Here is a 24,875-nt window from a genome sequence, read left to right as displayed (position 1 = left end):
CTTTTTTAATTTTTTATGGAGGCGATAGAGCATGATTATTGTAATGAGTCCAACTGCTACCCAGAAGGAAATTGAGCATGTGATTGCCCGTGTAACCGGAGCCGGGTTAAAGGTTCACCTGTCGGAAGGCAAAATACGAACAATTATTGGTTTAATTGGCGAGAAAAAAATGATGGCGCAGTTGCCATTGGAGGCACTTGCCGGCGTAGAAAAGACAATATCGGTCACTGCTGGCTACAAGTTAGTCAGCAGTGAATTTAAAAATGAGGATACCGTAATTGATATCGGCGGAGTTCTTGTTGGTGCACAAAATTTAGTAATTATGGCGGGACCTTGCGCTGTCGAGAGTCGGGCGCAATTGTTGGAGTCAGCCAGAATTGTCAAAGAGGCTGGCGCCCAATTTTTGCGTGGTGGCGCATATAAGCCGCGGACTTCACCTTACTCCTTCCAAGGTCTTGAAGAAAAAGGGTTGGAGATGCTGGCGGAAGCCAGAGCAGTAACTGGCTTGAAAGTAGTTACAGAAGTTGTCGATATTCAATCTGTGTCTGTCGTAAGTGCATATGCTGATGTTCTGCAGATTGGAGCACGCAATATGCAGAACTTCCAACTGCTTAAGGCAGTAGGCAAAAGCGGTATGCCGGTACTGTTAAAACGCGGTATCGCGGCTACCATTAATGAATGGCTGCATGCTGCCGAATACATTATGAGTGAAGGTAATTACAACGTGATGTTTTGCGAGCGCGGCATTAGGACCTTTGAGGACTACACTCGTAATACTCTGGATTTAAGTGCGGTAGCGGCTTTAAAGAATATAAGTCACCTACCGGTGATTGTTGATCCAAGCCATGGAACAGGTTTGTGGAAGCTAGTGCGGCCTATGGCCAAAGCGGCAATTGCCGGAGGTGCGGATGGTTTGATGATTGAGGTTCATCCAAACCCGGCTGAAGCGTTATCTGACGGCAATCAGTCATTAACTCCCGAAAACTTCCATATGTTGATGAATGAAGTGGGAACCGTTGCTTCGGCGGTAGGCAGGCGAATGGCATGATTGTACCTGCTAAACGGATTACCATTATCGGTATGGGACTCATTGGTGGATCACTTGGCTTGGCATTACGGGCAGCGCAAGGCGCCAATATCCGGATTACCGGCGTCGATGTCAGTGAGGATTCGCTTAACACGGCTCGTCTGTTGGGGGCTGCCGATGATATTACGACAGATAGTAAAGCAGCGGTTAAAGACGCGGACATAGTCTTTCTGTGTACTCCTGTGCTGCAAGCAGCAGCTTTGGCAAAGGAAATAGCGCCTTACTTAAAGCAAGGCGCTATTGTTACAGATACTTGCAGTACGAAAAGTTATCTTATGCAACAAATAGCTTTTCTGCTACCAGCAGGCATTCACTATATACCCGGTCATCCAATGGCCGGACGGGAAAAAAGCGGTATAGAGGCTGCTGATGCTGCGCTTTTTGATAACAAGTGGTATATTCTTACCCCGAAGCAAACGGCCGACAAGAGGGCGGTTGCTTTGGTACGGCAAGTTATTAATTTAACGGGAGCAAGAATTACAGTCATGGAAGCTGGACAACATGATGTATGCACGGCCTTGATTAGTCATGTGCCGCATATTGGCGCAGCTGCACTAGTTAATCTTTTAGCTTATTCGGAAGATCAGGACAGTAGTATTAAACTGGCGGGCGGCGGTTTTCGCGATACTACCCGCATTGCTTCATCCAACGCCGATATGTGGGCAGATATTTGCATGACCAACGCCGCCCCAATTGTTGATAGCTTGGACAAATTTAATCAGTTAATAACCCAGATCACCCAAGCAATCCGGGAAGGTGACCGTGCTCGTGTTCATAATTTCTTTACTACCGCAAAAAAACGCCGGGATGGATTGCTGCAGCTGGAACTATCGGCTAGCGAACAACCCTTGTCCAATGGGCATTAATAATTTGAGCCATGAGCTTTTTACCTTCAATATCCGGGTGTAATCCATCGATGGCGAAGTGATTGGGAAGGGCGCGGTCACTATCGAGAAAATATGGTTCAATATCGATGAAATAGCGCTGTTGGCGGATAAACTGGTTGACTGTATCAAATTCTGTTCGCCAATTATCTACTGTTTCCTCTTTGAAAACTTCGTAGATGGCCTCCGGATTAATCGGAGGCAGAGTTAAAAAAATGGGCCTGATACCATTGGTAAGACACTTATCACGAATGGCAGCTAGATCAGAGATAACTTGGGCTGCCGGAACTCCACCGCGCAGACTATTGGTGCCACCGAGGATAATTAGATATTTTGGTTTAAATGGTAGTACATCTTGGTCAAATCGCGCAAGCATAGCTTCGGATGTGTCGCCGCTCTTGCCTAAATTAACAACAGGAAATTGGAGATAGGTTTGATAGCTATAATCAAAATCGGCCGGCGAATACGATATTGCGCCACCGCCGTGAGTAATACTGTCGCCAAAGGTTGCCGCGTATTGCCCTCGCGTTAAGTCAACTTCAAATTCTGCGGCATCGGAATACCCGCCTACGGGGTTACCGCCTGCGTCAATTCCGCGGACGCGCCAATAATATTTGCCGGGAGTAATCCGTGGATTGTCGTCATAACAATCATTAAGTCCTGTCACGATTTTGCTCCAAATACGATAACTGGAGGCTTCAACGCCATTGGGGTTTTCCGGCGGCTGACTGGTGAGCTCGACTTCATAACTTATTGCGCCAAAGACAGGTATCCAGGCATAAGCAGGATAAAGTGGTGTAGGTTGGGTATTCAACTTTTGATGATTATTTGGTAATGGTTTGGTTACAGGAATAAGGTTACGGTCAATCCAAACTTCTGCGGTATCAGAAAACACCCCGAGGGGGGTACCGTTTTGATTTAAGGCGCGTACCCGCCAGAAAATATGGTTGCCTTCAAACCACGAAAAGTCGGCATTATAGCCGTTTGTGAACACTTCGCGGGTCAAGCGCAGTTGGCTTGTTGACGGAAGGATATCATTTGGATTTTCCGGTAAAGAAGGTAAAAACTCGACTTCATAGTATACAGCCCCGGGGACTACGTCCCAAGTAAGCATAGGCCGGATTGAGGCCGGAGCGTCTGCCGGATAAAACGAAGTTGGTTCCGGTTTAATTTTGTCAAAAACATCTGCTGGTTTGCCGTTAGCCTCTGTCATACTTATATGATTTGAATATTTGCCTAATGGCTTATGAAATAAAGTTTGCGCCGATACGCGCCAGTAGGTATGAAAAGGGAAATTCTCGTCAATATGCAACTGATTTTTCCAAGTACGATAACTGGCGATGCGCTGAGTACTATCCACTTTCTTATCGTCATTAGTGGGAGGGTTGCTTAATGCCTCAACTTCGTAGTAAGCCGGGTAGGGAAGGCGAGGCCACTTTAACACGTATTCGTTGTCTGTATGGCTCATTTCCAGCTGTGGTTTAAAAGTATTTAGCCCTACAGCTTCTGATACTTCCAAGACATATAGCATCGTTACAGTTAATAACGTAATAAATAGAAATCGTTTCAATTCTTACACCTGCCGCTTTTTTTAAATATAATATATATTACCATATTCTATTATTGCCATAAACCGGACTTGCAATAATTTATCCTTTTTATCGTGTATTTTTTTAGAAAAGACTAGGCTTGTTTCAAGTTCTTCCTGGCGGACGATTGCATCATCTAGGATGCAACCGCACTGGCGTTGCAACTGAAGTGCCTGGTAGTTTTTACTTATTGCAAAAAGAATTTATTTTTTTATAAATTAAAAATAATTTGTGATGCCATACGAAAAAAAGAAGCCTTGGAATATTCCAAAGCTTCTTGGCAGAATCAATTTAATTTAATGACTAAAAGCTAATATTCTCGAGAGAGTCTTTTCTTTTAAGGCGTCTACACCAGTAAAATTAATATTAGGCACATAGAAAGTCTCAAGTTCGTCATGCAGTTTTTTGGCTTCACTAATATAGTCGCAAGCTTTGCCGAAAAGTCCCCAGAATAGGTTGCGGTCATAATCTGTTATCGCTTCTAAACTCTTAACTTTTGCTTGCTCAAGACATTCGTTCATGTCAATTAGAATGGAAGAAGCGCTAAGTGTCAGGCTATGGGGTGGTGTTGATGTTGTGAAAGCGGTATCTAAAGAAGGTATGATTATATGCTCGATTTTTGAAGGATCAAGCGGACAGTAATAGGTTTCTATATCAAGTCCTTTGGCGATAGCCGTTTCGGCTACCTTAGCCAATAGCGTTGCCTTGCCTGTGCCGGGCAAGCCTGTAAGAATAAAACGCTTAGTTATGCCAGCACTAATAGAATCAATATAATTTACAGGGCCGGCAGGTGTAATTGCAGATGCAAATAGTTTACGATTTTTTCCATAGCCAATGGTAGCTACTTCGGAAAACACTTTGTCGATAGTATCCGCAGTTTTTTGATTAGCCAATTTATAATTCATTGCTCCATTATTTGCCACCTCCCAATCATCATAAACAGCTTTAGCTGCCCGCAGCATCCGATAAGCGCACTGGAAGCGTTTGCTTATTTCTTTAGTGAAAGTTAATATTTCTGTTTTGTTTCTGACCATTTTAGTTTCATCCCAGTATTCGCCAAGATTAAGTATTTCGTCAACACAACCAGGGTGTTTGGGATCAACAATATGGGGGGAAGTGCCGTCTATTAAGGCGGTATTGAGTGCCGGTATTACCACACCGTCCAATGAGTTGTTGTCACTGGAACAATGGTGATGCTCAATGTCATAGCCTCTTTCAATCATAGCCTGCCCGATTTTTTTCATAAAGGTTGATTTACCAACTCCAGGACCACCTTTGAGTAAGAAAATCCTGGTAGCATCGAAAGGAATTACATAATCATAATAAGAGTAAAAGCCTTGCGGGGTATTGCCGCCAGGGAACATGTGTCTAATTTTTCCGTCAGCCATCTTGATCCTCCCTTTTGTGGCAGTTGCCGTTACTCTACAATGTATGATGGAGCTTGCATTTGTATATCAAAAATTAGATAATATATTGGCACATTATGCCTAATGGGTAGGATTTTTGTTTTTTGTGTAGAATATTTTTTACTTTGATGTTTTTGGTAGGTGAGAGTCATGCGAAAAGAAATGTGTGGATATCTTGCGGTTATCGGCGCCGCCAGTATGTGGGGGATTGGGGGTTCGGCAGCAAAAGCCTTGCTAAACCAAAATATTACCCCTTTTTTGTTAGTGAAGGTCCGTCTTACTCTGGCGTTTTTATTAATGGTTGCCGGGCTTTTATGTTACAATAAACAGCTGCTTAGAATACCACGCCGTGAAATAGCCTACTTTGCTGTATTAGGAATAGCAGGAATGGCGTTGTTACAGTTTTTTTATTTTTACACCATCAGTCTTACCAATGTTGCTACTGCGGTCTTTCTGCAGTATTTGTCCCCGGCATTGATGGCCGTGTATGCGGTGCTTTTTGAAAAGGCACGACTAGGCTGGCAGCGCGGCGGCGCTGTAGTTTTGGCGACCTTAGGCGGGCTTATGATTATGCTTAATGCCGGTGGAGCAGCAGTAAGTATTTTTGGTTTTCTGAGCGGTTTTTTAGCAGCTACGGCTATGGCCTTTAATACTATCTACGGACGCCGGGCGGTACGTGATTATCACCCGCTGACGGCAGTGACATATTCCTTTGGTTTTGCCGGTTTGTTCTGGTGGGTAGTTGCACCGGATGGGTGGGCAGTAAACACGATTAATGATAGCAATTGGTGGCTGTTTATGTATGTTGCTGTATTTTCTACGGTTGTTCCCTTCTTGCTTTACTTTTTTGGTATGCGGTTCTTATCGCCGACAAATGTCGGCGTTACTTCCTGTTTGGAACCTGTAATTGCTGCAATCGTTGCGTATTTGACTCTTGGTGAAGTTATGGGGGGACTGCAAGTAGCCGGTGGCTTGCTGGTAGTGCTTGCCGTAATTTTACTGCAAACAAGCACCGATCTGGAATCTCATTCTAAGGACGACAAACAGGTTGATATTGTATAACGGGAGTGATTTTGATGCATATTGTACTGGTAGAACCGGAAATTCCCGGTAATACTGGCAACATTGCCAGATTGTGTGCGGCTACCGGCTGTGAGCTGCATTTGGTTAAGCCCTTGGGGTTTTCGATAGAGGATAAATACCTAAAGCGAGCGGGCCTTGATTATTGGCATTTAGTAAAAGTCCATGTACATGAAAATTTTGCCGAGGTACAGAAGCTGTATCAAGGGCATAATTTTTACTTTAGTACTACTAAAGCCAGCAAGTGCCATAGTGATATTGAGTATCAATCGGAAGATATGGTGGTATTTGGTAAAGAAACTGCCGGACTACCGCAAGAACTGTTGCAGCGTTATCCTGATAATTGTGTTCGTATTCCCATGATTGATGATGCTAGATCGCTTAATTTATCAAATGCAGTTGCTGTTGTAGTATATGAAGCCTTTAGACAGCAGCGTTTTCCTGGACTTAGGTAGTTAGAAACAATAGGACGGTGATACCATGTCTCCACAGTTTGGGCCAGCGGGTAATCCTGATGCGTTTTACGCGGCGGGTTTTAAGGCTTCGGCCGATATGCCTCAATGGCTGGCCGGGTTAAAACTCAATGCCTATGAATATCAATGCAGCAGGGGCGTTAATATCAGGCAGGAAACTGCCGCATTGATAGGGGAACAAGCAGCCAAGTACGGTGTCAAGCTTAGTATCCATGCACCTTATTTTATAAGTCTGGCGACCGAAGATGAAACGATTGCGGGCAACACGGAGCGCCATTTCCTGCGTTCACTGGAAGTTGCCAAATGGATGAAGGCCGACCGGATAGTATTTCATATTGGCGGACCTGGTAAAGGCAGTGACCGCCGCCAGGCAATGGAACGAGCTAAACGTCTGTTCGCCAAGGTGTTGGAACAAGTTGAACAGCAAAGCCTGGCCGGGCCCTTGCTGCTGCCTGAAACCATGGGAAAACAAAATCAACTGGGATCACTTGACGAAGTCATAGAGCTTTGTAAGATGGCGGACTATGTCAGACCTGCTGTTGATTTTGGCCATCTGCATGCAGTTACTGGCGGTAAGTATACTGCAGCGGAAGAATTTGCCGCCGTTTTTGCCAAAATTGGCGAGTGCCTGGGTGAAGACGCCGCTCGCCATCTGCACATTCATTTTAGCAAAATTGAATTTACTAAAGCCGGCGAGAGGCGGCATTGGACATTTGACGATCCGTTTGGGCCTCCTCATGAGCCGCTGCTGTATGTAATTGCCGATAAGGGATACACACCGCGAATTATTTCGGAATCTGCAGGCACTCAAGCTAAGGATGCCAAAATAATGCAGGATTTTTATGAAGAGTTGTTGAAAAAGGATTTCCGGCGTATACATACCAAATAGGACGCATAAAATAGATGATGAACTGGAGGAATCTTAGTGACTGTTCATGACAAAGCCCACGATTTAGGGCACGCACTTAGAAATTCAGCGGAGTATCAAGCATTTTTAAGCGCCAAACAGCATCTTGATAATGATGCACCAAGTAAAGCTATGGTGCAGGATTTTTTTAAGAAAAAACTGATAGCTGAATATGATCTGATGGCCGGTAATCCGGAAGATAAAGAGAAGTCTCAGGAATTGCAAAAAATATACGAAGTTATTGTCCTTAATCCGACAGCACGGGATTTTATCCATGCCCATATGCGCTTTCAACAGGTAGCTGCCGACATTTATAAAATAATTGGCGATGCGGTCGCCGAAGGAATGGATTTATTTGGCAAAGAGTGAGATGATGATTAAAACGTCTGAGGATTTTGCTGCCGAAATAAAGAATGCTATTCCCCCGGAAAGGCTGCTGATTGACGAACCAATGTCAAAGCACACTACTTTCCGGATTGGTGGTCCAGCTGACTTTTTACTATTTCCTGCTTCTCCAGAAGAAGTAGCCACTGTGTTTAAACTGGCAAAACAATTTGCGGTACCTGTCACTGTGCTGGGGAATGGTTCCAATGTACTGGTTCTAGACAGGGGCATTCGGGGATTAGTAATTAAATTTGGTTCTGATATGGGATATATTAGGCATGGTGGCTCTACTGTATTCGCTGGTGCTGGTGCGCTGTTAGCCGATGTATCGAAATATGCTGCGCAGGCAAAGCTGACAGGTTTTGAATTTGCCATTGGTATCCCGGGCAGTATCGGCGGCGCGGTATTTATGAATGCCGGTGCTTATGAAGGTGATATGAGTCAAGTAGTGCAGGCCGTAACCGCTGTTTGCAGCAACGGCGAACTAAAACGGTTTACACAGGATGAACTGAAATTTGCTTACCGCCATAGTGCGTTCCAAGATAACGGTTGTTTTATATGCGAAGTTGAGGTGGCATTAGCTGACGGTGAAGATAACTCAATCCGTGGGCGTATTGACGACTATACTACTAAGCGGCAAAGTAAACAACCCATTGAAATGCCTAGCGCCGGCAGTACTTTTAAGCGGCCGCAGGGACATTTTGCCGGAACTCTCATTGAACAGGCCGGTCTCAAAGGAACTCGTGTTGGCGGAGCGCAGGTCTCTACTAAACACGCGGGTTTTATTATTAATGCCGGTGGAGCTACTGCTAAAGATGTATTGCAACTGATAAGTAAAGTACAGGATAGTGTTTATCGGCAGTTTGGTGTTTCTTTGCATCCAGAAGTAAGGGTTTTGGGCGAAGAATAATTATATACAATTAGAATGAAAGAACCGGAGCTAAAGCCCCGGTTCTTTTTATTCTAGAAGGAAAATACCTAGAAATGTTGAATTTAAATTATAAGATAAGATAATTTCTAAACTTTCAGTTAGAGTAATAGACTAAAATAGCAAATGCTGAAAGGAGCCAAGCTTATGCGACTAACTTTTTTGGGAGCAGCCGGCATGGTCACCGGCTCTTCGTACCTTTTGGAAATTGGTCAAAAAAATTTTTTGGTTGACTGCGGTATGTTTCAGGGGTCGAAGGCTATTACCGCATTAAACTCGAGACCGTTTTTGTATAATCCGGCTGATATAGACGGTGTACTATTGACTCATGCCCATATTGATCATAGTGGTTTATTGCCGCGGCTGTGCAAATCAGGGTTTAAAGGACCGATTCATGCTACTAAAGTAACGGCTGAACTATGTAGTATTATGCTGCCGGACAGCGGCCACATTCAAGAATTTGAAGCTGAAATTGCCAACCGGAAAGGCCAGCGTGCCGGCCGCAAACCGGTCGAACCACTCTATACTGTAGAGGAAGCCTACACTTGTCTTAAACAATTTTCACCGACGTCCTATGATACACCGGTACAACTGGCGGAAGGCATTACAGTTCAGTTTCGCGAAGCAGGTCACATCTTAGGATCTTCTATGGTCGAGCTATTAATAACCGAAAATGGGGAAGCAACTAAACTTCTGTTTTCAGGGGATTTGGGGCAGCCAGATCAGCCGATAATTAAAGATCCGGCTGTTATTGAACAAGCAGATTATGTTATTATTGAGTCAACTTATGGTGCTCGCAAGCATGATCCAAGCGATCCTGTGGAACTTTTAGCAAAATATATCAACGACAGTGTAGAAAAAGGTGGCAATATTGTTATTCCTTCTTTTGCTGTAGGACGCACTCAGACTATTCTTTATCATCTGCACTCGCTGTTTAAGGCTGGGCTTATTCCTGATATTCCGGTAATTATTGATAGTCCGCTCGCTATTTCTGCTACAGATATATTTCTGAAAAATTCGCAGGAATATGATAAAGAAGCATATGATATGTATTACAAAGATCATGACCACCCGTTGCACTTGCCGCAGTTGACATATACCAAGACTTCAGAGGAATCCAAAGCCATCAATAAGCTGGGGCGGCCGGCAGTTATTATATCCGCTAGCGGTATGGCTGATGCCGGGCGTATCCTCCATCACCTAAAGCATAATCTGTGGCGGCCTGAAAGTACTGTGCTATTTGTTGGCTATCAGGCGCAAGGAAGTATGGGGCGAAGACTGCTGGAAGGCATTAAAAAAGTTAAAATCATGGGTGAAGAAATTAGTGTTAAGGCAAAGATATACAATCTTGACGGATTTTCCGCGCATGCAGACCAGGATCAATTGGTAACTTGGCTGGGGAACTTTAAGACAAAACCGGCGAATGTTTTCATTGTGCATGGTGAAGAAGAGATGTCAGAACCCTTTGCTGAATTGATACAAGAAAAATTTGCATTTTCAACATATATACCTAAATATGGTGATTCGGCCATGATTTCCGGACGCAATTGGGAAATTCAGCCGTCTACCATTACCACTGTCGAACCTGCAGTCCAGCAGCTCAGAGCTTACCTGGAAGAATTGGAGAAAGATTACGCCGAATATCGCCGCAAACTGGAAGATTTGGTTGCGGCCAATTCCGGAAAACTCCAGGAAGTACTCAAGCGTGTTGAAAAAATCAGGACATTTGTTAAGAAAACACTTAATGATTTGTGGTCATAGAAAAGCTAGCTGAACAAAAAATTAATTTGACATATGGTGGTTGGTATAATATAGTGAAATGTGCATGACACTACAAAAGGGTGCAAACTAAATGCATCCTTTTGTTCATTATAGGGAGGACAGCATTTTATATGGAACGCAACGACTTACGAAATATTGCTATTATTGCTCACGTTGACCATGGGAAGACTACTTTGGTTGATGCGATGCTTAAACAAAGCGGTGTTTTTCGCGCTAACGAACATGTTGCTGAACGCGTTATGGATTCTAACGATCTCGAGCGGGAACGTGGTATTACTATTCTGTCGAAGAATACGGCAGTAATGTATAACAATACAAAGATTAATATTGTTGATACTCCGGGTCACGCCGATTTTGGCGGGGAAGTAGAGCGGGTACTAAATATGGTTGACGGAGTACTGCTTTTAGTTGACGCATTTGAAGGTCCCATGCCTCAAACTAAATATGTTCTTAGGAAAGCTCTTGAACAAAAGTTGAAGCCGATTGTTGTAATTAACAAAATTGACCGTCCGGATCAGAGGGTGGAAGACGTTGTTGATGAAGTACTGGAACTATTTATTGAATTAGACGCTAATGATGAACAACTGGATTTTCCGGTTGTGTACGCGACGGCCCGGGAAGGTATAGCTAAAATGGCTATGGATGATGAAAGTGACAGTTTAAAGCCGTTGTTTGAATGTGTTGAAAAAACCATACCGGCGCCGCGTGGTGATATTGATGGTCCATTGCAGATCATGATCACTACTTTGGACTATGATGATTATGTAGGCCGGATCGCTATCGGACGGGTAGTTCGTGGCCGGGTTAGCGGCGGACAGAACGTAACAATATTAAATGGTGAGACTGAAAGTAAAGCGAAAATCGGTAAGCTGTATATATATGAAGGGTTAAAACGAACCGAAGTAAAAGATGCGGCATTAGGCGATATTATTGCTATGATTGGTCTGGAAGATGTCAATATCGGTGATACCGTTGCCGATACAGAGAACCCGGAAGCCCTGCCATCTATCCGTATTGATGAACCTACATTGTCAATGCTGTTTGCGGTAAACACAAGCCCCTTTGCCGGACGAGAAGGACAATATGTTACTTCCCGGCATATACGCGAACGTCTATTCCGGGAGGCCGAAACTAACGTTAGCTTACGTGTCATCGAAACCGACAGCCCGGATGCCTTTGAAGTAGCTGGTCGGGGTGAATTGCATTTATCCATACTAATCGAGACAATGCGTCGCGAAGGATACGAAATGCAAATCGGTAAGCCCCAGGTAATTTATAAGGAAATTAACGGCAAACGCTGCGAGCCAATGGAGTTTTTAACCATTGACGTGCCTCAGGAATTCATGGGGGCAGTTATGGAATCCCTGGGAACCCGGCGGGCTGAGCTTGTTAATATGGTAGAGCTGGCCGGTTATTTAAGAATGGAATTCATTATCCCGGCTCGGGGCTTGATTGGATTTAGATCAGAATTCCTGACTAATACCAAAGGTAACGGCATTATGCACCACGTATTCCATGGTTATGTACCTTACAAAGGTGATATTCCCGGACGTACCCGGGGCGCTCTGGTAGCCTTTGAAGATGGCGAAACCAGCGGTTATGGTATTAATAGTATTCAGGACAGAGGTATTATGTTTGTTGTTCCGGGGCAGGCTGTATATCAAGGCATGGTTGTAGGGGAAAATGCCCGCGAGATGGATATGGACGTTAATCCCTGCAAGAAAAAACATGTAACAAATATGCGGGCAAGCGGATCAGACGATGCTATCCGCTTGACACCGCCGCGGATTTTGAGTCTGGAGCAGGCACTAGAATATATCAATGAAGATGAACTTGTAGAAGTTACACCGCAGAGCATCCGGCTGCGCAAAACGATTTTAGACAGACATGTACGCGGACGCGAACGGAAAAAAGAAGCTTAATAAAGAGACAGACTTAGCCGTTCGCCTGTACCCCGAGGGGTACAACTCCCGCTTGGAGAAGAAGGAGTCTTAGAGTGGGCTAGTCATCGGATAATAGTTTGTAAAGGCGAGATTGCTTCACTGCGTTCGCAATACAACCGGCGAGGCTGATAACCGGAGTATGCGTAAGTGGGTTAGCAATCTCGTTATAATTTTTTCATCCAGGAGGGTAACCATGATATTGTTATCGCCTGAAGCTGAAACAGTACTTAAAACCAGATATTTACTACCCAATGAAACACCAAGCGTTTTATTTCAGCGAGTTGCTAGTTATGTTGCCAAAGCGGAAGCTGATTATGGACACGATGCTGCGAGCTACGCTCAAGAATATTACGAATTAATGTCATCGTTAACGTTTCTCCCTAATTCTCCGGCCCTGCTAAATGCCGGAAAGCCCCACGCTCAGCTTGCGGCATGTTTTGTGCTGCCTGTAGAAGACTCTTTAGAGGATATTTTTGAAACGTTAAAACATACTGCATTAATTCATCAAAGCGGAGGAGGTACTGGATTTTCTTTTTCGCGGCTGCGGCCGGAAGGAGATAAAGTAGATGCCAGCGGCGGTACTGCGGGTGGCCCGGTATCTTTTCTGCATATTTACGATAAGGCTACCCAGGTTGTTAAGCAAGGGGCGGCCAGAAGTGGTGCGAATATGGCCGTGATGCAGGTGGACCACCCTGATATTTTTACGTTTATTACGGCCAAACGGCGTCACGATGTGCTTAACAATTTTAATTTGTCTGTAGGCGTGACAGATGACTTTATGAGAGCTGTGCAAAACAAGGATGATTTTGCGCTGGTTAATCCCCGCAATGGTAAGGTTGTTAAAATGGTGCCTGCCAAAGAAATATTTGATTTGCTTGTTCAAATGGCTTGGGAAAACGGAGAGCCGGGGCTGTTCTTTATTGATACTGTAAATAAAGCGAATCCTACGCCTGGATTAGGCAGGTTCGAGTCGCCAAATCCTTGTTCAGAACAGCCGCTGCTCCCATTTGAGTCCTGTGTTTTAGGATCAATTAATCTCACGAAAATGTTAAAAAAAACAGGGGACGAAGAAATCCTTGATGAAGATAAGTTAGCTCGAACTGTTAGAACAGCCATACGTTTTCTCGATAATATTGTAGATATTAATCATTATCCCCTGCAGCAAGTGACTGAGGCTACTAAGCGAACCCGAAAAATCGGACTAGGCATTATGGGACTTGCGGAATTATTTATTTCGCTTGATATACCATATGCCAGTGAGCAAGCAGTACAATTAACCAGAAGTATTATGAAGTTTATTACTGCGGAAGCCAGAGCTATGTCTGCACAGTTGGGGCAGGTGAGAGGGAATTTTCCCGCGTTTCGAGATAGTGTTTATATTCAACAAGGTTATCATTACATGCGTAATGCTACCGTTACTACAATAGCACCTACTGGTACAATTAGTATAATAGCAGGCTGTTCCAGCGGTATTGAACCGTTATTTGGTCTAGCTATGACCCGCAATGTACTGGAAGGTAAAATAATTACCAGCGTAAATCAAGTGGTTGTTGAATATCTCAATCGGTTAGGTTTATTAACAGACTCCGTTTATGAGCAAATAGTAGCAGCAGGTAGTGTTGTTGGCTTGCCCTTACCTGACAGAGTAAAGAGAGTGCTGGCTACTGCCCATGAAATTGAGCCTTATTGGCATGTGGCTCATTTGGCAGCCGCACAGAAATACACAGATAATGGTGTTTCTAAGACAGTAAATCTCCCTAAAAATGCAACTCTCGCTGACGTAGCTGAAGTGTTTTTTACTTCATATGCTAAAGGGTGCAAGGGGGTTACTGTATATCGTGACAAGAGCCGCGATCAACAAGTGCTGACCCACGGTATTGCCTGTGAGGAATGCCAGCCATAATTTGGATAAGCAGCGAAAGCTGCGCTTTTTTTTGCCTGCATTTCTAAAGAAAATCTAAAGTAATAAAAGTATACTTTCCTTAGAAGTTATCCCCCAAAAAACGTAATCTAGAAAGAAGTTTTTTTATGAAAAAAGTCATTATTGCAACTATGCTTGCTTCTGCCGCCCTAACAGGGACCGCCTTTGCTAATGCTCCTGCCATGGATCTCGCTGCTGGACAGGGACAATTTGGTTACTCCTATAACAACCTGAAAACAGATATAAGCGCAATAGGTGATCTGGGAACGCTTCATGCTAATAATTTTCAGGGAGCTTATGCTCTTACTGATAAGCTTGCTGTTACCGGCGATTACCTTAATACTGAATCTCAAACCTTTTACTCCTACAAAGCCGGGGGCTACCTTCGAAATTTAAATATTAACTCAACTCAGCTTGGGCTACAGTATAAACTGAGCCATAATCTAGCGGTTACCGCGGGTAACGCAAAAACCGAGCTTAAAGCCAATAATAACTCGGTATCTACAAGCGAAGCTTTTGCCGGTGTCGCATATAAAACAGCTCTTACTAATCATGTAGATGGTTATGCATCCTACAGCCGTTCAAGTAATATCGAAGACTGGAAAACCGGCCTAACATACAACGTAGGCAGCAATCTGAGCGTCGATGCGGGTTATCGCCATTTTGAAACAAAAGATATTGGCAGCAAGGCTGAGGGTATGGGTTTTGGTGTTAACTACAAGTTTTAATCTAATGATAACAGCAAAAAAAGACTACAAAAGTAGTCTTTTTTTGGCTGTTATCTAGTATTTTTGTCTGTTGATCTAGTAAGAAAGTCCTATCAATCTAGGATGTTTCGCCCTTTTTTGCCATTAATGAGAAATTTCGCCGAAGTCCGGCAGGAATTAGTATAAAGATGTCGAATAATTTCTGGAAAATGGATTAGTTTTTCTAGGAGGCGTTAACTGTGGCGCTTGGATTAATGGATAAATTGGCAAATTTTCTAATACCGCTTGAAGAAGAAACAGAGGCGCCTGTACGTGCCGAAACGCCTATAGCCAAAGAAATGGCGGTACAGGAAATAGAACGCCGGCCAAAGCTTAAGGTACATAGTCAGCAACAAGCTGGGAACTTCAAGTTGCTTTTGGATTTACCAACGAATTTTGACGATGTACAGGCATATGCTGATCACTTGAAGTCGAACACTGCTGTAATCGTCAATTACCAGCAGGTAGATGACGGAACCCAGCAGCGTATGAGCGATTTCTTAAATGGTGTATGTTATGTTTTAGGTGGAAGCGTGCAACGCGTTTCCGATAAGGTATATCTCTATGCCTATGCTAATATTGAAGTGGACAAGAAGATTTTTGCGTATTCAGTGCCTACCTATGTACGGGTAAAGAACGAGTAACCAAATAGATGAAAGGCTATGCGAGTATGATTACTGCGCATGGCTTTTTTTTTCAGAGTTATAGCCATAATTAGGATTAATAAAGCAGTTACAAGAATCATATATTTCATTAAACCTAAAGCATGCTCTAAACAATGAGGTCAAAAGGAGGGGTTTAATGAAACGGTTTAAAGATAAAACTAGTAAATTTGGCTCCCTAATCAGCTTAATTGCGCTTAGCGCGATGATTGCTGTATTTGCTGCTAATTTGCCGTTTTTTTTGCAGTCCACTATCGGTCAGGTTTTCGCCGGCTTTTGGATGATTTTTGCGCTTGTTATGTTTGCGGCACATACTGTCCGACTGTCAGGTGAAAGGCAGCGGCGTGCGGCGATAATACCTTTATTGGCAGGACCAAAAGATGCCCGCACCCGGAAGAGTATTCACCGGATGCGGGCAATGCGTGATTAGTGTATAGCTGCTAATATATCATTAAGGTTGTTCAGTAAATTGTCTAGGTCTTTACGGTTTATCACCAGCGGCGGCTGAAAGGCCATAACATTGCGGTCAGGACCATTTTTGCCGATTAAGAACCCACGGTCTTTCATTTGTTCTAAGATAGCATCAAGCTGCTCTGGTGCGGGTGACTTGTCAGGCTTGACCAGTTCAGCGCCCAGCATTAGTCCGTGACCGCGAATATCGCCAAGGAGCGGGTACTTTTTCTGAAGCTCGGTTAGTCCGGTCTTCAGATACAGGCCAAGTTCGGCTGCTTGTTGTGGAAGATTATTTTTTTTTAGTACTTCAAGGGTTGCTAGCGCGGCGGCAGAGGTAACCGGATTGCCTCCGAGCGTGGACGCGCCAGGGCGGGTATATTTATCAGCAATGTCAGGACGGGTAGTAAAGGCGCCAACAGGAACACCGTTACCTAAAGCTTTAGCCATTGTCATAATATCAGGTTCAACCCCGTAATGCTCAATGGCAAACATTTTTCCGGTTCGGCCAAAACCTGTCTGAACTTCGTCAACAATAAGCAGGATATTATATTTTTCGAGGATTTCTTTGACTCGCTTGAAATAGCCGGGAGGCGGGGTAATGATACCGCCATTGCCTTGAATCGGTTCTGCAATTAGGGCTGCCACTTGGCCGGAAGTGGTAGTCTTTATTATTGTTTCAATTTCATTGGCGCAGGCCAAATCACACTCGGGATGACGTTTGCCATAGGGGCAGCGATAGCAGTAGGCATTTGGCGCAAAGCTAATGCCGCCGACTGGACTGGTATCTGTTCGCCACATTTGAAGGCCTGTCAGGCTCATTCCTAGTTTTGTACGTCCGTGTAAACCTTGACGCAGGCTGATGAATTCTTGGTTGCCGGTGTAAATTGAGGCCAAGAGGGCCGCCCCTTCATTGGCTTCTGAACCGCTGGAGCAAAAGAAAGTTTTCTGCAGACGTCCAGGGGTAACTTGAGCTAGGCGCTCCGCTAAATTAACAATATTCTCAGTAAGAAAAATGGTACAGGTGTGCTGCAGGGTGGTTACTTGGTCACAAACCGCTTTAGTAATTTCCGGGTGGCAGTGGCCGCAGTTAACTACCGAAACTCCGGCAAAACAGTCAAGATATTGTTTACCGGTAGTGTCGTACAAATACTGCATTTCGCCTTTTACTAACTGCATAGGTTTGCTGTAAAAGTGATACACACAGGGAATGATGTAGTCTTTCTTTTTGCGAAGTACCTCATCAGGACCGATATACTGGTCTTTTATTAGTTCACTCATAGTCTCACCTCATTAAGTTGTAATAGGCTTATCTTGATATCCGGTAGCGAAACGCGCCGATACCTAGTTGACGGGGACTGGCGGCAGCGATTTTTTCGGTAAGCGATTGGTCAAAGGTGTATTCCGGTCCGGCAAACAGCTTATCCATTTCTGATCGGTAAATGGCAGTGATTGTACCGACAAGTTCCGGTGTATAGTGCTGTCCTTCAATCCGGTAGTGATTGATGCCTGTATGTAATAGGGCAGGCAAGTGGGGCAGAAGACACAGATCTTTGGCAAATAAAATATGATTGCGGCAGTATTGGTCAATTTTAATATCATGCCGTTCTCCGGCAGTGTCTAATAATGAAAAGTGCTGGTCGGCACACAAATGCTGGCAGGTATGGGCCGCCGTTCCGGCAATAACAGCAGACGGCACACAATGATCAAGTACCATGGCTTCGGTAGCTCCATGGATAATCATTTCCAGCGGCAATTGGCTGTGTTTGGCCAATTCAGCGATTTGTTCATAGGTTGCTTCTAGGGATAGGGTAGCTCTGCTGGCACCATTGGTTTTGAGCCAAACGGTAGTGAGATGATTAAACAGATTAAAGGAAAAATCAGCTTGGACGGGCAGGTTGGAATGCTCGCGGGCTAAACGCAGCATTCCACTGTTAGATACCATAAGGCCATGTGGCTTAATGCTGTTGAGGCTGGTAAATAATTGTTCAAGTTCAGCGGATTCACGTTCCATGGTAATCCGGGGAGTTGTAACAATAACTTTGGCTTGATGACTTTCGGCCAATTTAACGGCCGTTTTAATATCTTGCAGGGTCCAGGGCTTATTCGGTCTGAAGGCTTCGCCGCCAATATAGGCGGTATCGGCGCCGTTTTCCAAGGCTGCATGCAGCGAATCAAGACATGCTACTCGAACGGCAAGAGAAGGACGTTCGGGTAGTGAATTTGGTTTTGCTTTCGTTGGGATGTTTAATGCGGGAATGGCCGTAGTGGCGGTAAGTCCGGCTTCTTTTACCGCTTGGCTGAAAAAACGTGGTTCACGTTCGCCGGTATAACCCATAGAATTAGCACCGGGATTGCCAAGCGCATAGCAGGTGGAGAAGTCGCGGGAACGATAGTCGAGCAGTTCCTGCCAGTCGGCAATATCAAAGGTATAACCGGTAGGGTCGGCAATATAACGGTCAATGGCCTTACGATAGATTCGTACAATTCTGCTGACAAAATCAGCGGTACGCATGCGGCCTTCAATTTTAAACGAGCAAACGCCGGACTGAATTAGCTCCGGTAAGGCGGTGTACATGCACATATCTTTTAGGGCCAACTTGTAGGGGCCTGGGTCGTTAGCAGTAGCTGGTTTTCCCGATTCGGTATCAACAAGCTGATATTGCCAGCGGCAGGGCTTTAAACAGCGGCCGCGATTAGAACTCTGACCGAAGACTATCCCTGAATGGAAGCATTGACCGCTATGGGCGGCACACATGTCACCGTGAACAAAATATTCTAACTCTATGCCGGTACGTTCTTTAAGCAGTGCAAGCTGGGTTAGGGTAAGTTCCCGGTTTGTTACTACTCGCGTTATGCCATAATCCATTAGTGTTTTTATGGAATGTTCGTTATGCGTGTTCATCATGACAGATGCATGTAATGGAACTGAGAGGTTCATCTCCCGTGCCAGTTCCAGAATAGCAAAGTCCTGGACAATCAGAGCATCCGGCTGGAGTTTATCCAGTAATTTCAGATACTCATGGACACCAGGAAGTTCTCTTTCACTAATTAAATTATTGACAGTGACATATAGGCGAACATTACGGTCATGAGCATATTTAATAGCGCGAGCTAGTTTTTCATCATCAAAATTAGTGTCTGTGCGATGCAGACGCATGTTAAAACGTTTACCACCAAGATATATGGCATCAGCACCTGCGGCAATCGCGGCCTCCAATACTTCCCAGGTTCCTGCCGGGGCTAAAAGTTCAACAGATTGTCGGGTTAACAGCATGTAATTTCACTCCAGCTTTCAAAAATTACTCAAACACTTCTTTGGCTTTTGCCAATAATGACTGCGGTAATTCGATAGCGAGATTAGCCGCAACGAAGGCATTAAGCTGAATTTCAGGATTATTGACAATACCAACAGGAATATTGCCGGGACAAGCGCCATTTAGAATTTGTATAGCTTTTACAGCACAGTCACGTCCCAACGTATTGTGATTGGCTACAAGGGCGCCTAATGCACCCGCGGGTACATTGGGCGCATGGGACGTAATAACCGGTAGATTAATTCCTTCTGCATAATAAGCTATGCTGGCAAAATTTTCTTCAATGATTTTGCCAATTGGAAGAAACAAGACATCGAGCTGGGAGGGCAGGCGATCCAAGGTAGACAATTCTTCCGGTTTATCTATCGGAAGTTCGATCAGCGTGAATAATTTTTTAGCCGCTTGGTTAAAATTATTTACTTCAAGCAGGGCATTGCTATCGCCGCTATGGTACAGAATACCCACTGTTTTGGCAGCAGGAAGTAATTCACGGATAAAAACAGCTTTGGCGGCGGCTGGAACCATTCCGGCAACACCGGTTGCTTTGCCGCCCGGCTTGTCCAAACTTATCGCGAGGCCTGTACCGATAGGATCAAAAACAGGGGTGAATACAACTGGAATATTGTCTTCTAAGGCAACGGCCGCTTGCGCAGCTGGGGTTGAACAAGCAAAAATAAGTTCAACGTGTTGCTCGGCCAGCTTGCTCGCAAGCAGCGGTAAGTCACCGGCAGCGCCGTCTGCGTTCAGGTAATGAAAAGTGGTAGTAAGACCTGCGGCTGCCAGACCTTCTTTGAAACCGTGGACAGCGTCGTCCAGATTTTGCGTTAATTGTAAAATACCTATATGATGCAAAGCGCAGAACACCTCTCGCAATTCTATTTTTATTACATTTTCCACGTTTGGCAGATTAATACCTGCTGTATAAACGACAAAATGGCCTATTAAATTCTTTAGCATTCACAGACTGGCTCAATCATGATAAACTAAAAGAATAATAGTATAAAACCGGAGGATGCATTTACCTTATGTTTGTCCATTTGCACAATCATACTGAATACAGTCTGCTAGACGGAGCCGGACGAATTGAAGACCTGGTGCGCCGGGCTAAAGAACTTGGAATGCCGGCTGTAGCTATCACTGATCATGGCACTATGTATGGTACCATTGATTTTTACAAACAAGCCAAAAAGCAAGGAATCAAACCCATTATTGGCTGCGAAGTGTATGTTGCCCCGCGTTCGCGTTTTGATAAGGCGGCAGTAGAGGGGGAGTCTTACTACCACCTCGTGTTGCTAGCTGCCAGTGAACAAGGATACCGGAACCTAATTGAACTGGTATCGCGTGGTTACAGCGAAGGCTTCTATTATAAGCCTCGCATTGACCGGGAGATATTGCGCAGTTATAGTGAAGGATTAATTGGTTTGAGCGCTTGCATTGCCGGTGAAATACCGGCAGCTATATTACGGGGAGATTTGGCGGGGGCGGAGGCCTTGGCCTACGAATATAAAGAAATCTTTGGACAGGACAACTTCTATATTGAGCTGCAGGATCATGGTATGCCAGAAGAAAAGCAGGCTAATAAACACTTAGTGCAGCTTGCGGAAAAAGTAGGACTAGGTCTTGTAGCTACAAACGATGCCCATTATATCGACAAGAAAGATGCCGAATGCCACGATGTCCTGCTTTGTATTCAAACAGGTAAGACTGTAGACGAGCCTGGCCGTATGCGTTTCCCTAGTGACGATTTTTATATAAAAAGCCCGGCTGAAATGGCGGAACTCTTTGGTGAATATCCGGAAGCTTTGGCTAATACTGTTAAGATAGCCGAACGCTGTGATGTTAATTTTGATTTTAATAAACTCTATTTGCCCGATTTTCCTACTCCAGATGGTATTGGTGACGATGAATACTTGCGGAATTTGTGTCTAGATGCTCTTCCTAAGCGGTATCCAGACGCAACACCAGAGGTAGAAGAACGCCTTAATTATGAGCTTGATGTCATTAAGAAAATGGGTTACTCCAGCTATTTTTTAATCGTATGGGATTTTGTCAATTACTCCCGCAGGCAGTCAATCCCTGTAGGACCGGGACGTGGCTCGGCCGCAGGCAGCATTGTTGCCTATTTATTGGGAATTACCAACATTGATCCCATAAAATATGGTCTGCTGTTTGAACGGTTTTTGAATCCGGAACGGGTATCAATGCCGGATATAGATATTGATTTCTGCTATGAACAGCGCAGCAAAATTATCGAGTATGTTGTTTCCCGCTATGGCAGTGACCGGGTGGCGCAAATTATTACCTTCGGTACTATGGCTGCACGGGCCGCTATCAGGGACGTTGGCCGGGCGTTAAACCTTCCTTATGGGGATGTTGACCGCATAGCTAAACTGGTACCGTCTGAACTCGGTATTACTTTGAAAAAGGCGTTAGCCGCCAATCATGAGTTAAAAAATCTTTATGATACCGATGATGCGGTAAAGAAACTTGTTGACTTAGCCATGGCCGTTGAAGGCTTGCCCCGGCATGCTTCGACTCATGCCGCCGGTTTGGTTATTGCTAAAGAACCGTTAACTCATTTTGCCCCCTTGCAGCTTTCGAGCGAGGGATTTGTCACTACCCAATATGACAAAGACCGGATTGAAGAAATCGGCTTGTTAAAGATGGACTTATTGGGTTTAAGAACGCTGACCGTAATTGGTGATGCTATCGCTCTGATTAAACAAAACCGGGGCGAGGAGCTGGATATCGAAACCATACCGCTCGATGACGCCAAGACTTGTACTATGCTGGCGGTAGGCGATACGTCCGGTGTTTTTCAGATGGAATCAAGCGGCATGACAAACTTAGTGAAGGACCTAAAGCCAGAACGGTTTGATGATCTGATTCCTTTAGTTGCACTTTACCGCCCGGGACCGTTGGGCAGCGGGATGGTATCTGATTTTATTGACAGCCGCCATGGCAAAAAAGAGGTAACCTATCTGCATCCGTTATTAGAGCCAATTTTACAGGATACCTTCGGCGTTATCTTATATCAAGAGCAAGTTATGCAAATAGCTTCTACACTTGCCGGCTTCACGCTTGGACAAGCAGATTTGCTGCGGCGTGCTATGGGTAAGAAAAAGCATGAGGTACTGGCAGGTCAACGCGAAAGCTTTTTAAAGGGAGCAGCAGAACGAGGCATTGACAGCCAATTGGCTCATGCTGTTTTTGAGCTGATGACTCACTTTGCCGACTACGGTTTCAATAAATCTCATAGTGCGGCATATGCGTTGGTAGCCTATCAGACGGCCTATTTAAAAGCACATTATCCGCAGGAGTTCTATGCAGCCTTGCTTACAAGTGTAATGGGCACCAATGACAAGGTTGGGTATTATATTGAAGAGTGCCGCCGTCGGGGAATCGCCGTTTTACCACCTGATATTAATGCCAGCGGCAAATCGTTCTCCGTTGACGTGGAGGCCATCCGGTTTGGGCTGGCCGGGGTTAAAAATGCTGGCGGCAATGCGCTCGAAAGTATCATCAAGGCCCGGGAAAAAGGCGGTAAGTTTACTACTCTGGTTGATTTTTGTTCACGGGTTGATATGCGGGTAGTAAATAAACGGGTTATTGAAAGTCTGATTAAGTGTGGGGCGTTCGATTCCTTGCAAGCTCGTCGCTCCCAATTGTTACATGTTTTGGAACAAGCCGTTGAGGTAGCGGCCTGCCGGCAAAAAGATGCCGCCAGCGGGCAACTGGGGCTGTTTGGCGATGACACGTTAGAATGTGTACATGATGTTATTTTACCGAACGTGCCGGAGATGCCACAGGAACAAATACTGGCTCTGGAAAAAGAAATAACCGGTTTTTATGTAACCGGTCATCCGCTTGATAAATATAGAGCTAAATTAGACGCTATGCCAAGCTTAGGCAGTCTGGCTGAAGGACAATATACCGATGGGCAGCTCATTCGTGTAGGTGGATTGATCGCCAGCGCCAAGCGCATTACAACCAAGAATGGCAGTATGATGTGTTTTGTTAATCTAGAGGATTTCACAGGTCAAGTGGAAGTAATTGTATTTCCCAAGGTATTTGAAAAAACAGGGCGGTTGATTGCCCCGGATCTCCCTGTAATGGTTTCCGGACGACTTAACATCCATGAAGAAGGCGCTAAAGTTATGGCCGATGATATTATTTTGCTGGATGGTGCCGGAGCGGAAGTTCGGATAACTTTGCGCAAAGACCAGGAAACGCCGGCAACTCTGGCAAAACTTCAGGAATTGCTAACAAGGCACAACGGTTCGGCTGAAGTATATTTGCACCTTGTTGGCAATAATCGTCCGCGGATAATAAAAACCGAAAAGAAATTTTGGATAGAGCCAACACCTGCCGCCATTGCGGATATTGAGAGTCTCTTAGGAAAAGGCGTAGTGACTACTGCCTAAGTACTAAGAGGGACAGCATGGCCGCACCTTCACGGGCATATTGTTTGGCAGTTAGGTAGGCGTTATCCGCCATAGGGGCCGGCGAACCGCTGGCCTCTATTCCTAATTGCTGAGCAAGGACTAAGGAGCGTCTAATATGGGAAGAATTAGAGACAATGATGGCTTGACGCAGCCCGTGTTCCCGCATTATGCTTTTGGAGTTAAGCAAGTTTTGGTAAGTATTATATGATTTATCCTCTACATAAATTTTATCAGCCGGGATGCCTTTGGCGACCAGATAATCATGCATAACAGAAGCCTCGCTGGCTATTTCGTCCTGGCCTTGAGCACCGCTGACAATAACTGTTGGTGCATAGCCTTCATTATATAAGTGGACTGCTTCATCAAGCCTCAATCTGAGCATGGTACTGGGCTGATTCCCGATAAGTTTGGCTCCCAAAACAATGATAGTATCACTAGGAACCGGCTTTGTCAGATAACCAATTGCAATAATCGGGATTTCTACAACCGCCACAGTAATCACTACAACTAATAGCAGATAACGTCTTAATTTTTGGTTCAATAACAGCTTCATCAGGTCAATGCCTCCTGGATTTATGGGTATCAACCCTATTATAGCACTTCGAGATCCCTAATGTGTATGCATCGTATAATATTAAGGGAAGATTGGCTAACTTTACTACTATGTTGCAGTGTTACCGTAAATAATATTAAAATAAAGAAGACTAACCGTCAGCTGGGATTCTACCCCCATCTGACGGTTAGTCGCTTTTAATTAGAGAATTAGTTACTCGCCTTTAACCGTTAGGAGGATTAATCTACCACAGGCACACTAATTTCATTGGCAACGGCAATACTACATGTAGCATTTATTTGTTTAAGTGCATATCTA

The 24,875-nt window shown here is 44.6% G+C and carries 20 protein-coding genes; 14 read left to right on the top strand and 6 right to left on the bottom strand.

Going from position 1 to position 24,875, the window contains the following annotated elements; translation table 11 throughout:
- The first annotated feature begins 31 nt into the window (after window positions 1-31).
- A complete protein-coding gene (aroF, locus tag SRRS_RS14400) occupies window positions 32-1,048 on the top strand; it encodes a 3-deoxy-7-phosphoheptulonate synthase (protein ID WP_371361493.1) in 1,017 nt (338 codons plus the stop codon).
- Window positions 1,045-1,953 carry a prephenate dehydrogenase gene (locus SRRS_RS14395; RefSeq protein ID WP_371361491.1) on the top strand — a complete coding sequence of 303 codons (909 nt, stop codon included), beginning with the start codon at window positions 1,045-1,047 and terminating at the stop codon, window positions 1,951-1,953. The genes aroF and SRRS_RS14395 overlap by 4 nt, the downstream gene beginning before the upstream one ends.
- On the opposite strand, the gene SRRS_RS14390 is transcribed toward SRRS_RS14395, so the two are convergent.
- Together SRRS_RS14390 and SRRS_RS14385 are read right to left on the bottom strand one after the other, a co-directional pair.
- Window positions 1,922-3,541, bottom strand: a complete 1,620-nt coding sequence (locus SRRS_RS14390; RefSeq protein ID WP_371361490.1) for a GDSL-type esterase/lipase family protein — start codon at window positions 3,539-3,541, stop codon at window positions 1,922-1,924. The two genes, SRRS_RS14395 and SRRS_RS14390, sit on opposite strands and share 32 nt — an antisense overlap.
- A 315-nt stretch (window positions 3,542-3,856) precedes the next feature.
- A complete protein-coding gene (locus tag SRRS_RS14385) occupies window positions 3,857-4,948 on the bottom strand; it encodes a PRK06851 family protein (protein ID WP_371361488.1) in 1,092 nt (363 codons plus the stop codon).
- 168 nt (window positions 4,949-5,116) lie between these two features.
- On the opposite strand from SRRS_RS14385, the gene SRRS_RS14380 reads away from it, so the two are divergent.
- The 11 genes from SRRS_RS14380 to SRRS_RS14330 all read left to right on the top strand — a co-directional run bounded on the left by SRRS_RS14380 (window position 5,117) and on the right by SRRS_RS14330 (window position 16,222).
- On the top strand, window positions 5,117-6,028 hold the full coding sequence (locus tag SRRS_RS14380) for a DMT family transporter (RefSeq protein WP_371361487.1): 912 nt from the start codon (window positions 5,117-5,119) through the stop codon (window positions 6,026-6,028).
- A gap of 14 nt (window positions 6,029-6,042) precedes the next feature.
- Window positions 6,043-6,501, top strand: a complete 459-nt coding sequence (gene trmL / locus SRRS_RS14375) for a tRNA (uridine(34)/cytosine(34)/5-carboxymethylaminomethyluridine(34)-2'-O)-methyltransferase TrmL (protein ID WP_371361486.1) — start codon at window positions 6,043-6,045, stop codon at window positions 6,499-6,501.
- Between the two features lie 25 nt (window positions 6,502-6,526).
- A complete protein-coding gene (locus SRRS_RS14370; RefSeq protein ID WP_371361485.1) occupies window positions 6,527-7,408 on the top strand; it encodes a TIM barrel protein in 882 nt (293 codons plus the stop codon).
- 36 nt (window positions 7,409-7,444) lie between these two features.
- Window positions 7,445-7,795, top strand: a complete 351-nt coding sequence (locus tag SRRS_RS14365; RefSeq protein WP_371361484.1) for a YlbF family regulator — start codon at window positions 7,445-7,447, stop codon at window positions 7,793-7,795.
- A 1-nt stretch (window position 7,796) separates the two neighbouring features.
- Window positions 7,797-8,720, top strand: coding sequence for a UDP-N-acetylmuramate dehydrogenase (gene murB, locus SRRS_RS14360; protein ID WP_371369832.1), 924 nt, complete (start codon window positions 7,797-7,799; stop codon window positions 8,718-8,720).
- Between the two features lie 165 nt (window positions 8,721-8,885).
- Window positions 8,886-10,499, top strand: a complete 1,614-nt coding sequence (locus tag SRRS_RS14355; protein WP_371361483.1) for an MBL fold metallo-hydrolase RNA specificity domain-containing protein — start codon at window positions 8,886-8,888, stop codon at window positions 10,497-10,499.
- A gap of 131 nt (window positions 10,500-10,630) precedes the next feature.
- A complete protein-coding gene (typA, locus tag SRRS_RS14350; protein WP_371361482.1) occupies window positions 10,631-12,442 on the top strand; it encodes a translational GTPase TypA in 1,812 nt (603 codons plus the stop codon).
- A 214-nt stretch (window positions 12,443-12,656) separates the two neighbouring features.
- Window positions 12,657-14,366 carry an adenosylcobalamin-dependent ribonucleoside-diphosphate reductase gene (locus SRRS_RS14345; protein WP_371361480.1) on the top strand — a complete coding sequence of 570 codons (1,710 nt, stop codon included), beginning with the start codon at window positions 12,657-12,659 and terminating at the stop codon, window positions 14,364-14,366.
- Between the two features lie 125 nt (window positions 14,367-14,491).
- Entirely contained in the window at window positions 14,492-15,112 is a 621-nt protein-coding gene (locus tag SRRS_RS14340) for a hypothetical protein (RefSeq protein WP_371361479.1), read from the top strand.
- A 218-nt stretch (window positions 15,113-15,330) separates the two neighbouring features.
- Window positions 15,331-15,774, top strand: coding sequence for a cell division protein SepF (locus SRRS_RS14335; protein WP_371361478.1), 444 nt, complete (start codon window positions 15,331-15,333; stop codon window positions 15,772-15,774).
- A 157-nt stretch (window positions 15,775-15,931) separates the two neighbouring features.
- Window positions 15,932-16,222 (top strand): hypothetical protein, encoded by a 291-nt coding sequence (locus SRRS_RS14330; protein ID WP_371361476.1) that lies wholly within the window; start codon window positions 15,932-15,934, stop codon window positions 16,220-16,222.
- On the opposite strand, the gene SRRS_RS14325 is transcribed toward SRRS_RS14330, so the two are convergent.
- From SRRS_RS14325 to SRRS_RS14315, 3 genes are read right to left on the bottom strand one after another with little or no spacing between them, the layout of a single operon-like run.
- Window positions 16,219-17,523: an aspartate aminotransferase family protein gene (locus tag SRRS_RS14325; protein ID WP_371361475.1), complete on the bottom strand. Its 1,305-nt coding sequence runs from the start codon at window positions 17,521-17,523 to the stop codon at window positions 16,219-16,221. The two genes, SRRS_RS14330 and SRRS_RS14325, sit on opposite strands and share 4 nt — an antisense overlap.
- A gap of 28 nt (window positions 17,524-17,551) precedes the next feature.
- A complete protein-coding gene (locus SRRS_RS14320) occupies window positions 17,552-19,519 on the bottom strand; it encodes a peptidase U32 family protein (RefSeq protein ID WP_371361474.1) in 1,968 nt (655 codons plus the stop codon).
- 25 nt (window positions 19,520-19,544) lie between these two features.
- Window positions 19,545-20,516, bottom strand: a complete 972-nt coding sequence (locus SRRS_RS14315; RefSeq protein ID WP_371361472.1) for an ABC transporter substrate-binding protein — start codon at window positions 20,514-20,516, stop codon at window positions 19,545-19,547.
- A gap of 68 nt (window positions 20,517-20,584) precedes the next feature.
- On the opposite strand from SRRS_RS14315, the gene SRRS_RS14310 reads away from it, so the two are divergent.
- Window positions 20,585-23,983: a DNA polymerase III subunit alpha gene (locus tag SRRS_RS14310; protein ID WP_371361470.1), complete on the top strand. Its 3,399-nt coding sequence runs from the start codon at window positions 20,585-20,587 to the stop codon at window positions 23,981-23,983.
- Here the strand turns inward: SRRS_RS14310 and SRRS_RS14305 are convergent.
- Entirely contained in the window at window positions 23,973-24,557 is a 585-nt protein-coding gene (locus SRRS_RS14305; protein WP_371361469.1) for a YdcF family protein, read from the bottom strand. The genes SRRS_RS14310 and SRRS_RS14305 overlap by 11 nt on opposite strands.
- Between the last annotated feature and the right edge of the window lie 318 nt (window positions 24,558-24,875).

The organism is Sporomusa rhizae, from assembly GCF_041428845.1.
Lineage (GTDB): Bacteria > Bacillota > Negativicutes > Sporomusales > Sporomusaceae > Sporomusa > Sporomusa rhizae.
This window is presented reverse-complemented; position numbering and strand designations above follow the sequence as displayed.

Coding starts and splice junctions, on each gene's coding strand:
- aroF (WP_371361493.1), top strand. CDS start 32: ATGATTATTGTAATGAGTCCAACTGCTACCCAGAAGGAAATTGAGCAT.
- SRRS_RS14395 (WP_371361491.1), top strand. CDS start 1,045: ATGATTGTACCTGCTAAACGGATTACCATTATCGGTATGGGACTCATT.
- SRRS_RS14385 (WP_371361488.1), bottom strand. CDS start 4,948: ATGGCTGACGGAAAAATTAGACACATGTTCCCTGGCGGCAATACCCCG.
- SRRS_RS14380 (WP_371361487.1), top strand. CDS start 5,117: ATGCGAAAAGAAATGTGTGGATATCTTGCGGTTATCGGCGCCGCCAGT.
- trmL (WP_371361486.1), top strand. CDS start 6,043: ATGCATATTGTACTGGTAGAACCGGAAATTCCCGGTAATACTGGCAAC.
- SRRS_RS14370 (WP_371361485.1), top strand. CDS start 6,527: ATGTCTCCACAGTTTGGGCCAGCGGGTAATCCTGATGCGTTTTACGCG.
- murB (WP_371369832.1), top strand. CDS start 7,797: ATGATGATTAAAACGTCTGAGGATTTTGCTGCCGAAATAAAGAATGCT.
- SRRS_RS14355 (WP_371361483.1), top strand. CDS start 8,886: ATGCGACTAACTTTTTTGGGAGCAGCCGGCATGGTCACCGGCTCTTCG.
- typA (WP_371361482.1), top strand. CDS start 10,631: ATGGAACGCAACGACTTACGAAATATTGCTATTATTGCTCACGTTGAC.
- SRRS_RS14345 (WP_371361480.1), top strand. CDS start 12,657: ATGATATTGTTATCGCCTGAAGCTGAAACAGTACTTAAAACCAGATAT.
- SRRS_RS14340 (WP_371361479.1), top strand. CDS start 14,492: ATGAAAAAAGTCATTATTGCAACTATGCTTGCTTCTGCCGCCCTAACA.
- SRRS_RS14330 (WP_371361476.1), top strand. CDS start 15,932: ATGAAACGGTTTAAAGATAAAACTAGTAAATTTGGCTCCCTAATCAGC.
- SRRS_RS14325 (WP_371361475.1), bottom strand. CDS start 17,523: ATGAGTGAACTAATAAAAGACCAGTATATCGGTCCTGATGAGGTACTT.
- SRRS_RS14320 (WP_371361474.1), bottom strand. CDS start 19,519: ATGCTGTTAACCCGACAATCTGTTGAACTTTTAGCCCCGGCAGGAACC.
- SRRS_RS14315 (WP_371361472.1), bottom strand. CDS start 20,516: ATGCTAAAGAATTTAATAGGCCATTTTGTCGTTTATACAGCAGGTATT.
- SRRS_RS14310 (WP_371361470.1), top strand. CDS start 20,585: ATGTTTGTCCATTTGCACAATCATACTGAATACAGTCTGCTAGACGGA.
- SRRS_RS14305 (WP_371361469.1), bottom strand. CDS start 24,557: ATGAAGCTGTTATTGAACCAAAAATTAAGACGTTATCTGCTATTAGTT.